Source organism: Fictibacillus macauensis ZFHKF-1, from assembly GCF_000269865.1.
GTDB classification, from domain to species: Bacteria; Bacillota; Bacilli; order Bacillales; family Fictibacillaceae; genus Fictibacillus_C; species Fictibacillus_C macauensis.
In genome coordinates this window covers 68,011-80,691 of sequence record NZ_AKKV01000025.1, presented here as the reverse complement: position 1 = coordinate 80,691, position 12,681 = coordinate 68,011, and the positions used below count along the sequence as shown (strand labels likewise).

12 protein-coding genes are annotated in these 12,681 nt (G+C 42.0%); 8 read left to right on the top strand and 4 right to left on the bottom strand.

Annotated elements, in window-relative coordinates:
* Window positions 1-165 precede the first annotated feature (165 nt).
* The 3 genes from A374_RS09655 to murC all read left to right on the top strand — a co-directional run bounded on the left by A374_RS09655 (window position 166) and on the right by murC (window position 5,528).
* Entirely contained in the window at window positions 166-2,706 is a 2,541-nt protein-coding gene (locus tag A374_RS09655; protein ID WP_007202017.1) for a DNA translocase FtsK, read from the top strand.
* Window positions 2,707-2,903: 197 nt separating this feature from the next.
* Window positions 2,904-4,022 carry a nicotinate phosphoribosyltransferase gene (locus A374_RS09650; RefSeq protein ID WP_007202016.1) on the top strand — a complete coding sequence of 373 codons (1,119 nt, stop codon included), beginning with the start codon at window positions 2,904-2,906 and terminating at the stop codon, window positions 4,020-4,022.
* Window positions 4,023-4,208: 186 nt separating this feature from the next.
* The gene (murC, locus tag A374_RS09645; protein ID WP_007202015.1) at window positions 4,209-5,528 is read left to right on the top strand and encodes a UDP-N-acetylmuramate--L-alanine ligase; all 1,320 of its coding nucleotides are present in this window, start codon (window positions 4,209-4,211) and stop codon (window positions 5,526-5,528) included.
* Window positions 5,529-5,565: 37 nt separating this feature from the next.
* Here the strand turns inward: murC and A374_RS09640 are convergent, their stop codons facing one another.
* Window positions 5,566-6,678 (bottom strand): aminopeptidase, encoded by a 1,113-nt coding sequence (locus tag A374_RS09640; protein ID WP_007202014.1) that lies wholly within the window; start codon window positions 6,676-6,678, stop codon window positions 5,566-5,568.
* A gap of 189 nt (window positions 6,679-6,867) precedes the next feature.
* Here A374_RS09640 and A374_RS09635 point away from each other — a divergent pair, with 189 nt between their 5' ends.
* The 5 genes from A374_RS09635 (at window position 6,868) to A374_RS09615 (ending at window position 10,086) form a co-directional block, all read left to right on the top strand.
* On the top strand, window positions 6,868-7,314 hold the full coding sequence (locus tag A374_RS09635) for a DUF948 domain-containing protein (protein ID WP_007202013.1): 447 nt from the start codon (window positions 6,868-6,870) through the stop codon (window positions 7,312-7,314).
* Between the two features lie 11 nt (window positions 7,315-7,325).
* Entirely contained in the window at window positions 7,326-7,730 is a 405-nt protein-coding gene (locus A374_RS09630) for a YtxH domain-containing protein (RefSeq protein ID WP_007202012.1), read from the top strand.
* A 73-nt stretch (window positions 7,731-7,803) separates the two neighbouring features.
* A complete protein-coding gene (ytxJ, locus tag A374_RS09625) occupies window positions 7,804-8,130 on the top strand; it encodes a bacillithiol system redox-active protein YtxJ (protein WP_007202011.1) in 327 nt (108 codons plus the stop codon).
* A gap of 223 nt (window positions 8,131-8,353) precedes the next feature.
* Complete coding sequence (gene ccpA, locus A374_RS09620; protein WP_007202010.1) at window positions 8,354-9,361, top strand: catabolite control protein A; 1,008 nt, start codon at window positions 8,354-8,356, stop codon at window positions 9,359-9,361.
* 23 nt (window positions 9,362-9,384) lie between these two features.
* Window positions 9,385-10,086 carry a 5'-methylthioadenosine/adenosylhomocysteine nucleosidase gene (locus A374_RS09615; protein ID WP_007202009.1) on the top strand — a complete coding sequence of 234 codons (702 nt, stop codon included), beginning with the start codon at window positions 9,385-9,387 and terminating at the stop codon, window positions 10,084-10,086.
* A gap of 26 nt (window positions 10,087-10,112) precedes the next feature.
* On the opposite strand, the gene A374_RS09610 is transcribed toward A374_RS09615, so the two are convergent.
* Genes A374_RS09610 through A374_RS09600 form a run of 3 tightly spaced genes read right to left on the bottom strand, consistent with a single transcriptional unit; the run spans window position 10,113 to window position 12,583 of the window.
* Complete coding sequence (locus A374_RS09610) at window positions 10,113-11,273, bottom strand: acetoin utilization protein AcuC (protein WP_007202008.1); 1,161 nt, start codon at window positions 11,271-11,273, stop codon at window positions 10,113-10,115.
* A complete protein-coding gene (locus A374_RS09605) occupies window positions 11,270-11,917 on the bottom strand; it encodes an acetoin utilization AcuB family protein (RefSeq protein WP_007202007.1) in 648 nt (215 codons plus the stop codon). Before A374_RS09605 ends, A374_RS09610 begins: the two co-directional genes overlap by 4 nt.
* A gap of 33 nt (window positions 11,918-11,950) precedes the next feature.
* On the bottom strand, window positions 11,951-12,583 hold the full coding sequence (locus tag A374_RS09600; protein WP_007202006.1) for a GNAT family N-acetyltransferase: 633 nt from the start codon (window positions 12,581-12,583) through the stop codon (window positions 11,951-11,953).
* Between the last annotated feature and the right edge of the window lie 98 nt (window positions 12,584-12,681).

The window sequence follows — 12,681 nt, the reverse complement described above, 5'->3', positions numbered from 1 at the left end:
CCTTTTTGTTGATGATCTAAAAAATTGAGAAGAAAACAGCGATCCGCTAGACGATAGGCTAGTGGTTTTTATCTTTTTTTCATTTGTTGGAATTTATTCTTAAATAAAAGCCAAACTTCCGCTACAATAATAGTAATAAAACAATTGGGAAAAGAAGGTGATGCTATGAGTTGGCTAAAGAAATTAATGAACTTAATGTTTGTCGAAGAACCTTCCGAAGATGAAGAAGAAGTACATACGCCGAGAAAAGAAACGGAAAAATCACAAACAAAACGTAGCGTTGGTCGGTTTCAGAGTAGCCAGCATAGTGCATCAGCAAAAATGGTGAGTCGCTATCCGGAAGGGAATTTTCGTTTTCCCCTCATTGGCGATGATGAGCATATTGGACACGAAAGTGAACGGCGTTCAACGGCTTCTCAAGAGCGAGCGTTGACGGTGGAAAATGAAACGATAAGCAAACCGGAACCGAAAGTAGAAAAACGACCGTTTCAGCCGTCACAAATTCCATCGCCGGTGTACGGGTTCTCTAAGCGTCAAGAACTCCGTTCACAGCAAGAGACGCCTATGCCTCATGAGAATAGACAAACGCAGCCTGTACAAGATTCTTCAACGCGTTCATTGTACGAAAGTCGTCCGAAAAGTCACTTTAAACCGTCCGAAGTCCCATCCCCTATTTATGGCTATCGTGATCGCTCGCCCGATACCATTTTAAATCCAGGGTTGTGGAAAGCATCTGAACTGCAAAAAAAAGCACCGATGCCGCCAGTAGCAGAACCAACCGTTTTGCTACCGAACGACGAAACAAGATCGGCTCCGCTACTAGAACTAACAGATACAGAGCAGCAAGAGTCATTAGTGCTCCCCGACGTGTCGAGTGACGATGTCATCATTGCGCGTGAAGTCCCACAATCTCTTGAAGAAGAGCAAGATCGGCCGAAACTGATGCTCATTGAACATGAAGAAGAGGACGTTGTCAGCGTAGATCCACCTAGTGTACAAGCACCCGAAACCGTTGCCGAACGCGTGACTGAAGTACCGCCGTTAGAAGAACCACCAGCACCAAAACTACAACAACAACAGCCTAAGCGTGGCGGGACTTATGTACCATTTAATGTGTTAATGTTAAAAAACGATCGGAAACGAGAGAGTAAGAAACAAGGTGTTGTCACAGAAATGCGTTCGCCCGAACCCGAACCTGTAACGGAAGCACCGCCCGTTATCAACGCACCTGTGACAGAGTCACGTGCACCCTTAACGACACCAGAATCTTCATGGGATGACCCGTCGTTTCCAACACTAAGCTTTTTACATGCTCCACCGATTGAAACAGAAGATGATAGTGTGTGGATGGAAGAACAACGAGATTTATTGCAAATGACGTTAGATAACTTTAACGTGAATGCTGAAGTTGTGAATATGACGAAGGGACCTTCTGTAACTCGCTTAGAAGTGCATCCGGCTCCAGGCGTTAAAGTCAATAAAATCACGAACTTAAGCGATGATATTAAATTAAGTTTGTCTGCAAAAGACATTCGTATTGAAGCGCCAATCCCAGGTAAAAATACGATTGGGATTGAAGTGCCTAATCGCTTCAGTCAGGCCGTTTATTTACGAGAAATACTCGAAAGTCCCGAATTTCAACAGAGTGATTCACCACTAACGGTAGCGCTTGGACTTGATCTTTCTGGTCAGCCCGTCGTGACCGATTTGCAGAAAATGCCGCACGGACTGATTGCTGGAGCAACTGGATCAGGGAAAAGTGTTTGCATTAACTCCATTCTCGTTTCACTTATGTATAAAGCGTCTCCCGAAGAGGTGCGATTATTGCTTGTTGATCCAAAAATGGTAGAGCTTGCACCGTACAATCAAATTCCTCATCTCGTTACACCGGTGATCACAGATCCGAAAGAAGCGACTAGCGCGTTAAAGTGGACCGTTGAAGAGATGGAACGGCGTTATGAGCGCTTTGCTGCGACAGCTGTTCGCGATATTAAACGCTACAATCAGAAGATGAAAGAAGAAAGACATGACGACCAAAAAATGCCCTATATCGTCGTTGTCATTGATGAACTCGCTGATTTAATGATGGTTTCTCCTGGCGATGTTGAGGAAGCCATTTGTCGTATAGCTCAAAAAGCGCGGGCGTGTGGCATTCATTTATTGCTTGCTACTCAGCGTCCATCTGTGGATGTCATTACAGGCTTAATTAAAGCCAATATTCCAACCCGCGCAGCGTTTGCCGTCTCTTCGGCGGTAGATTCACGCACCATTCTTGATATGAGCGGAGCGGAACGATTGCTTGGTCGAGGCGATATGCTCTTTATGGAAAATGGCTCTAGTAAAGCGGTACGCATTCAAGGGAATTTCGTATCAGATGAGGAGATTGAACGCGTAACGACTTTTGTAAAAGAACAATATCCAACAAGCTATTTGTTTACAAAAGAAGAGCTATCCTACTCTAGTCAGGCATTTGATCCAGAAGATGATTTATTTGAAGAAGCATGTTACTACGTATTGGACGTTGGTGCGGCTTCATCCTCTAGCATTCAGCGCCGCTTTCGGGTTGGATTTAATCGCGCCGCCCGTCTCGTTGAAATGATGGAGGCATGTGGGCTCGTATCAGAAGCGATGGGAAGCAAGCCGCGAAGCGTACTACTAACAGCAGAAGAATTTGAAAACAAAATGTATCATGAACAAGAAGCCTAATAGCTAGGAAAAGAAGACGAGACGATGCACGGTGGTAGCTCTCGTCTTTTTTTTGTTCGTGATGAACGGGTTTTCATCGGAAAAACAGCGTTATTTTCTTGTTTTCTGAAGAGGAGTTCTATATTATAAGGTAGGATAAGTGGATTCCACTTATAAAAGGTTTACATTTCTTTTAGGGGATGACGAGGAGTACAGGTATGAAAGAAATTGAATTGAAGCTACAAGGAAAAATAAAACGTCTTACTAATAAAACATTTAAATTTGATGAACGCGTAGGAGACGGTTGGTTTTCTGCTGTCTATTTTTTGAAAACGTGTGAAATTGTGAATCGTTATCAGGAAGATAATTCAGTAACAATGCAGTTTTTTCAAAAAAAAGATGCGGTATTATGCGGTACAGATGAAGCGATTGCGCTCATCCATACGTTTGCAAAAAATCCGCATGAATTAGAAATTTATTCATTAAAAGATGGTGACCGCATCGCTCCATTTGAAACGGTTCTGACGATTACCGGTCCATATCAAAACTTTGGCTTTTTAGAAGGAATGATTGATGGCATTCTAGCGCGCCGCACGTCCGTAGCGACGAACGTCTATAATGTTGTAAAGGCAGCTAGTATTTCTGGTGTACAAAAGCCGGTTATTTTCATGGGAGACCGCGATGATCACTTTGCCCAACAAGCAGGAGACGGCTACGCGGCTTACATGGGTGGATCGACAGCACAAGCGACGCATGCGATGAGTGAATGGTGGGGAAAAGAAGGAATGGGTACGATGCCACATGCTCTTCTTCAACTGTTCGGCGGGGATATTGTTGCTGCAACGAAAGCCTATCAAGAAACCTATCCAAACGATGAACTCATTGCGCTTGTTGATTACAATAATGATGTGATTACGGATGCCCTTAAAGTAGCGCAAGCTTTTGGCGCTGATTTAAAAGGTGTGCGCATCGATACGTCACGCACGATGGTCGATCAATACTTTTTCCGCAATCATGAGGAGTTAGGAAGCTTTGATCCACGCGGCGTTAATCCAGAGCTTGTGTTTGCGCTACGCAAGGCGTTAGATCAAGATGGTTACCAACACGTTAAGATTGTCGTAAGTGGTGGTTTTACAGAAGAGAGAATTACGCAATTCGAGCGCAATGGTGTACCTGTTGATATGTATGGCGTTGGCAGTAATTTGTTGAAAATTACGACAAGCTTTACTGGCGATAATGTGCGCATGCATGGCAAACATCAAGCGAAAGCAGGTCGTTATTACCGTCACAATCCTCGTTTAGAAAGAGTAGAAGAAGAAGTGACGATGGATGCTTAAGGCGCTTGAAAGGAAAGCATAGAGAACACGTTGTTTTTTTGCTATAATGGAAAGATGGAATACGAGATCTGCTGAAATGATCATAATTGTTTCAGCGGGCATATACTGACAGAAAATTGGCCTTGGAAAAATGGATCGTCCTCACTGGACAATTCACTAAAGGGTTTCGATTGTGGAGGTCTTACTATGACACATTATCACTTTGTGGGAATTAAGGGGACTGGGATGAGCGCACTCGCGCAAATACTTCATGATATGAAGTATGATGTTCAAGGTTCAGATTATGAGAAATATTTCTTTACGCAACTAGCGCTTGAACAACGAAACATTACCATTCTCCCATTTGACAAAAACAATATTAAAGAAGGACAAACGATTATTGCCGGTAATGCTTTTAGCGATGATCACGAGGAAATTGTTGCTGCGCGCGAACTAGGACTGCCTCTGTATCGTTATCATCATTTTCTCGGAGACTTCGTTAAAAAATATACAGGCATTGCTGTCACGGGTTCACATGGAAAAACCTCAACGACAGGGCTGCTTGCTCACGTTTTAGGAAGTGCTGAACCTACGAGTTATTTAATTGGCGATGGCACTGGAAAAGGTGTTCCTGATAGCAAATATTTTGTCTTTGAATCATGCGAATATCGTCGTCATTTTCTTTCGTATGAGCCGGCTTATGCTGTTATTACGAATATTGATTTCGATCATCCAGATTACTTTAAAGATTTAGATGATGTGATTTCGGCATTTGAAGAAATGGCAGCAAAAGTAAAAAAAGGCATTATTGCTTGTGGAGATGATCCGCACTTGCAAACGTTTAAGACAGATGTTCCTGTGACGCGTTATGGCTTTGGCGATCATAATGATGTTCAAGCGCGTAATGTCAATCGTCATGAACACGGAACGACGTTTGATGTGTATATGAATAACGAGTTTCATCATACATTTACAATCACAACGTACGGTACGCATAACATATTAAATGCGTTGTCTGTTATTGCTATTTGTCATTTTGAAAATGTCGCACCGACAATTGTAGAAGCGCATTTAAAGACATTTGGTGGCGTGAAACGACGCTATTCAGAAAAACCATTTGGCAGTCAAGTACTTATTGATGATTACGCCCATCATCCAACTGAAATTTCGGCGACGATCGAGGCTACGCAGTATAAATATAAAGAGCGCGAAGTAGTAGCGATTTTCCAACCGCATACGTTTACGCGCACGAAAACATTCTTACATGAGTTTGGCGAAAGCTTAAAAAAGGCAGATGCTGTTTACTTATGTGATATTTTTGGCTCTGCTCGCGAAAATGCAGGCACGCTAACGATTAAAGATTTACAAGATCAAATTCCAAACGCCCAGCTTTTAAAAGAAGAGGATGTTCAGGTGCTAACAAAGCATAAAGACGCCATTCTACTCTTTATGGGTGCAGGCGATATTCAAAAGTTTCAAAAGTCTTACGAGCAACATGTGGAAGACGCTGATTCTAAAATAGGGTAAAAAAAACGTCGGTGTATACACCGACGTTTTTTTCATATTATTTAAGATTTTCGGGATTAAGCATTTCAAGCTCTGGCAATACGAAACGGCCATCTTTGCGAATGAGCACGTCGTCAAAGTAGATTTCACCGCCGCCATAATCAGGGCGTTGAATCATGACCATATCCCAGTGAATATCGGAAACGTTGCCGTTATTTGCTTCTTCATACGCCATTCCTGGTGTGAAGTGGAAGCTGCCATCGATTTTTTCGTCAAATAAAATATCTTTCATTGGATGTTGAATGAATGGGTTCACACCAATAGCAAATTCACCAATGTAACGTGCGCCTTCATCTGTATCGAAAATTTTGTTAATGCGTTCAGCATCATTGGCAGTCGCATTGACAATTTTTCCGTTTTCAAACGTAAGCGATACGTTTTCAAATGTAAAGCCTTGGTATGGAGACGGTGTATTGTAAGAAATCGTTCCGTTCACGGAATCACGAACAGGAGCGGTAAATACTTCTCCGTCTGGAATGTTATTTGCGCCCGCGCAACGAACAGCAGGAATGTCTTTAATAGAGAATGTTAAGTCAGTTCCCGGTCCTTTCAGTTGGACTTTATCCGTTTTGTTCATTAAGTCTTCAAGTGATTTCATCGCTTCATCCATCTTGCCATAATCAAGGTTACATACTTGGAAGTAGAAGTCCTCAAATGCTTCTGTGCTCATGCTCGCTAGTTGCGCCATCGCTGCATTTGGGTAACGAAGAACGACCCATTTTGTTTTCTTAATGCGAATTTCACGGTGCATCGCTTGAATTGTTTTTTCATAAAGAGCCATTTGCTCAGAAGGGACATCAGATAGCTCGCTAATATTGTCTCCAGAACGAAGACCGATATAAGCATCCATTTGCGACATAAGATCCCCTTCATGCTTTGCCATCATTTCCATTTGCTCTTGAGATGCGCTCATATACTGTTCACGCATGACGGAGTGATCTTTCAAAAGAACGAATGGATGACCACCTGCAGCGTATGCTTCTTTAACAAGTGCGTTGACTAGCTCTTTTTGAAAGCCGAAGTTTTCAATTAGAACTTTTTCACCTTTTTGCAAGTTCACAGAATATGTAATGAGATTTTTCGCAAGCGTTTCAATACGTGGATCTTTCATGAATAGTTCCCCCTTATAAAATAAATGCCGTACTCTTATAGTTTAACGCAATTAAAACGATTTGTAATCTTGTAACTGCTTAGGTGATGCAGGATTTCGTAAAAAGTTATAGAATAGTAGGATACATGTTTTAGTTTTACGGGGATAGGGTATTTTTTTAACTAATTACTCAGGAGGTGTCGTAGGAACATGAACATTATTATCCCAGTGAGTGTAGCCGTAGTTGCCCTCGCATTTGCTGTACTCGTGTATTTCTTATCGCGCACATTAAAATCATTGCAGTTAACACTGGATAATGTGGCTAAGACATTAGACGGACTTGAAACGCAAATGACAGGTATTACGAAAGAAACAGCAGAGCTTCTTCACAAAACGAACCGATTGGCAGATGATGTTCAATCGAAAGCCGATTCTCTAAATACGGTATTTACAGCGGTACAAGAAGTAGGAACGTCCATCCGCACTGTCAATCAGTCCGTTCGTAAAGTAACGGATAAGATCTCTGCAGGGGCGGATCATCAATCTGAAAATATTACCCAAGCCGTACAATGGGGAAATGCTGCCATGCAATTGTGGGAAAAGTGGAAAATGCGCAAAGCTACACATGAACTAGAAAAAGAGCGACACTACGAATAGGGGGAGTTAAAATGAGCGAGAATAATAACAACAATAATAATGCAGGCATTAATAGCAAAGATTTTTTAATTGGAGCGTTGATCGGTGGGTTTGTTGGTGCAGCTTCTGCACTGCTACTAGCACCGAAAAGCGGTAAAGAATTAAGAAGCGATATTAATGAACAAGCGTCAACGGTTATGGATAAAGGTAGCGAGTGGACGAGCATTGCTAAGGATAAATCGTCTACGATTGCTAAAGCTGTGACAGAGCAATCCACGCAAGTAGCGGGCAAAGTAAAAGAGCTTTCGCAAAGCCTTCGTCGTGATATTGATAATTGGCGCAATAAAGGAGCAGAAGTTCTTGATGAAAGCGCATCTGCTATGAGTGAAATGGCTACTGAAATGAAATCAGAAGAGGAACTTGTGAAGCAAAAATAATAGACTTCAGAGTACCGAACGGAGAAGGACCAATGTCCTGCTCCGTTTTTTCGAAAGATAAGGAGAGAATACGATGTCGTTAGAAAAAATTAATGATATGCCTGCGTTGCAAAAAGGGCTAGAAAACAGTGGGAAAGTGTTGCTTATGAAAAATAGCACGACGTGTCCAATTAGCCACAATGCTTTTTCAGAGTATCAGAAATTTGCACAAGATCAAGAAGCGGTGCTGTATTATTTAAATGTTCAAGAAGCTCGGCCGTTATCAAATGAGATTGCCGAAATGTACGGTGTGAAACATGAATCACCACAAGTATTGCTTTTTGAACAAGGGCACGTTACATGGACGACTTCTCATTGGTCCATTACATACGGTGCACTGCAAGAACAATTCAATAAGTAAATTATGATAACTCTTCAGTATGACTGGAGAGTTATTTTCATGAAAAAAGTGTGAATGGTAAAAGAATCCGTGGTAAAAACTATAAAAAAAGAAGGTAAAACCCAGATTGGTTAGCGATTTTTCTTTGAAGCACTGCTTTTATTGCCTACAACGGTGCTTTACTGTATGATATCAATAACATTACATAACCTGTCTGGATTGTGGAATTACAAGGAGGATTATTTTGAATACAACTATTTATGATGTGGCTCGCGAAGCAGGCGTTTCTATGGCAACTGTTTCTCGTGTCGTTAACGGAAACCCAAATGTAAAACCGTCAACACGAAAGAAAGTATTAGAGGCAATTGAACGTCTAGGCTATCGTCCAAACGCAGTAGCTCGAGGGTTAGCAAGTAAGAAAACAACGACAGTTGGCGTTATTATCCCTGATATTTCCAGTATTTTCTTTGCTGAATTAGCGCGAGGTATTGAGGATATTGCGACTATGTACAAGTACAATATTATTTTGTGTAACTCGGATCAAAATAAAGAAAAAGAAATTCACCTGTTAAATACGTTACTTGGTAAGCAAGTAGACGGCATTGTCTTTATGGGTGGAAAAATTACAGATGAGCATGTGGAAGAATTTAAAAAATCACCTGTTCCGATTGTAATGGCAGCAACTGTTGATATGAATGAAGAAATTCCGTCTGTTAATATTGATTATCAAAAAGCGGTGTATGAAGCAGTTGAACACCTGCTACAAGGTGGTCACGAATCGGTAGCGATGGTAACAGGTCCACTTGAAGATCCAATAAACGGCTATCATAAGTTTACTGGCTTCCGTAAAGCAATGGAAGATGCGGGCAAAAAGGTAGACGAAAAGCAGGTTTTCGTTGGTGACTATACGTATGATTCTGGGATTGAAGCTGTTGAAACGTTTTTAGAAAGCGGAACGATGCCTTCTGCAATCTTTGTCGGAACAGATGAAATGGCGTTAGGCGTTATTCATGGCGCACAAGATCAAGGTTTATCGGTGCCTGAAGACTTAGAAGTAATCGGTTTTGATAATACGCGTCTTGCTACGATGGTTCGTCCAACGTTATCAACTGTTGTGCAACCAATGTATGATATTGGTGCCGTGGCCATGCGTTTATTAACAAAGCTTATGAATAAAGAACAAGTGGATGAAAATACGGTCGTTCTTCCGCACCGCATTCAGTTTAGAGGCAGCACAAAAAATAACAGCTAAGACACCTTAGAGGGGGAAGAACGGTGAGAATTGGGATCATTGGGGCGATGGATGAAGAAATTCATTCCATGAAACACGTGTTTGATTTTTATGGACAATGTCTCTATGCGCAAACAACATTTTATGAAGGAACGTACTTCGATCAAGAGGTTGTTCTTTGTAAATCAGGTGTTGGTAAAGTGAATGCAGCCATTGCTGCACAACTATTAGTTGACCGGTTTCAAGTTACACATATCATCTTTACAGGGGTTGCAGGTGCGGTGGACCCATCTCTAGACATTGGTGACATCGTTATCTCAACGAGTGCTATTCAGCATGATATGGATGCCTCAAAATTATCTGCACAGTATCCGCAAGGTACAATTCCAATGTTTGATCACCCTTCTGATTTTATAGCAAATGAGCATTTAATTCAGTTAGCGGATGATGCGGCACAGTCGTTAGGTGATGTGGCTGTTGTACGAGGACGTATACTAAGCGGTGATCAATTTATTGCTGATGGTGAGCTAGTGGCTACCTATCATGAACAATTTCAAGGAAGCTGCATTGAAATGGAAGGGGCAGCTGTTGCGCAAGTCTGTTATTTAAATGAAATTCCTTTTGTTATTGTTCGTTCAATTTCTGACAAAGCAAACAGTGAAGCGACGGTTAATTTCACAGAATTTACAAAGCTTGCTGCTCAACGCTCGTCACATATTGTCGAAGAAATGATTAAAAAGTTATAATGAAAAACCTGATCAGCCATTGTTGATCAGGTTTTTTTATGATAAGGACGAATATGGAACAGTGCTTTTTCAAGGGTTAGGTTATTTTTGTCGGTAATCTCTTGTTTACGCGGAATGGGCTTATACATACCTGGCGCATCTTCCCATGTCGTTACAAGCTGTACAGGCGCTTCTTTTTGCCATGTTTGTAACCACTCGATAGGCAAGTTGCCTGTTGGTGCTTGTTCGTTCATAACGGCCCATATATAGCTCCAGGCACGGGGGACAACACGCCATATATCATAGCCTCCACCACCGGTAGCAATCCAGCGTCCTTGACAATAGCGATCTGCAAGCGCTTTCGCTAGTTTTGGCACGGCTTTATATGTATCCATCGTAACGGATAGATGTGTCAGTGGATCGAAGTAGTGAGCATCGGCGCCATTTTGAGTCATGATTACATCTGGCTGGAAATAGTCCATTACTTCTTGTAGTGACGTCGTATAAAGCTGAAGCCACGATTCATCTTCTGTAAACGCATCAACAGGGATGTTAAATGAATAGCCGTAGCCGTCTCCTTGTCCTTTTTCCATCACACTACCTGTACCAGGAAATAAGTAACGACCGGTTTCATGAAGGGATAGCGTGCAAACACGTTCATCTTCATAAAAGGCCCATTGAACCCCATCTCCGTGATGCGCATCCGTATCCACATACAGTACTTTAACACCATAGTTACGTTTTAAATATTCAATGGCAACAGCACTGTCGTTGTATATACAAAAACCAGAGGCTTTACCTCGAAAGCCATGGTGAAGCCCTCCGCTTGGATTAAAGGCGTAGGTGGCTTTTCCCTCCATGACAAGATCGCAGGCGGTTAACGTTGCTCCTGTAATAAGGGCACTTGCTTCGTGCATACGCGGAAAAATAGGCGTATCTTCTGTACCAAGGCCATGGTTCGCGGCTACCGCTTCATTTAATGTTCCTGCGCCCGCTTTTTTGACGGCTTCAATGTACGAGACGTCATGAATAAGCGCAATTTCCTGATCAGTTGCTATTCTTGGTGCAATGATTTGTTCGTTAGATAACAACCCAGAAGCGCTCAGCAAATCATACGTTAGTTTTACACGCAGCTGATTAAATGGGTGGCCATCACTAAATTTATAGTTTAGCATGTCTGTTGAGTAAATGAAGGCCGGCTTCGTCATTGCGATAACTCCGCTTCTTGTGGCCAAAGCACGTCATAGCCGTGTGCGCGAAGATCGTTAGCTATGCGCAATGGATTCATTGTATTGATGCGCAGGACGATAATTTTATACGCTTCCTCATCATTGCTCGGATAGACGAGCACGCTATTAATATTAATCTTATATTTCTTAATATGGTTTGCCACATCTGCCAGTTTCCCAGCAATGTTTTCTACGCGGATTTCTAGGTGTGAGCTAGGCTGATGAGCCCCTGTGAGTTGAATGAGTGTATGCAGCATATCGCGTTCTGTAATAACGCCAACGAGGCGGCCATGCTCCACGACAGGAAGGCAGCCGATTTGTTGATCATAGAAAGTACTTAACGTATCTTCCACAAAATCAAGTGGATGCGCTGAGATTACATCTTTTTTCATAACCTCAGACAGTGAACGCTCAAACGCTGCTTGATGATCTTCTCCATCAAAAATAGATGGACTCGCATCGCGTAAGTCACGATCAGAAACGATGCCAAGCAATTGCTTAGCACTGTCGACAATCGGCAGATGACGAATGTGATGATGACGAAGCAAGATAAAGGCTTCTTTAATGGTCGTATGAGACTCGGCGGTGATTGGTTTCTTATTCATCATATCTTGAACAATCATACTAAAAAGCTCCTTTCAACGATGAGGTACTTCTTAATACATAAACCGATTTTGAAAGCGGATACGGTCAAAAGCTTGGGCATCTTCAAGCGTTGTACGCTTGCCCATGCGAACCATTAAACAGTTGGCAGGATGAGAACTAATTTCAGGATCATCGGTCGCCATATATTCTAAGCCACCTGCGTTCATCATCTTCTCCATAACTTTGCGGTAATCCCATACCGATAAACCGGTTCCTTTTAAATCCCAATGCCAATAATATTCGGTGGTGATAATGATATAATCTTCCATCGCATCGTCCATCATTGAAACTTTTAAAAGATTTTTTCCGATTTTTGCGTTGCGATAGTCGGCAATCACTTCAATGGCACCGAGTTCTAGTAAATTTTCCATATTGCCTTCTGACCAACGTTCCATAGGGTCAGGATAGACATACGTTACATAGCCAATAATTAGGTCTTTATTGCGGGCAATGATAATGCGCCCTTCTTCTAGCTTGGCAATTTCCACAAGTGCTGCCTGCTGTTCTTTATGTGGACGAAAGGCGTGAAGCCCAGGATGGAATTCATAGGAAGCAAGTCGTTCAGAGGAAATGGGCCCTTCAATCACAACTTTACCAGCGGGAGTGTCCATCGCTAAACAGTTATAGGTTTTCTTGTGAATCATTCGTACACCACCTATTTTAAAAAAATTCGATCATCTCTATTATACATAAAGAAGCGCTATTGTACGTGATTTTAAAGCGCTTAAAATGTGACAATTCA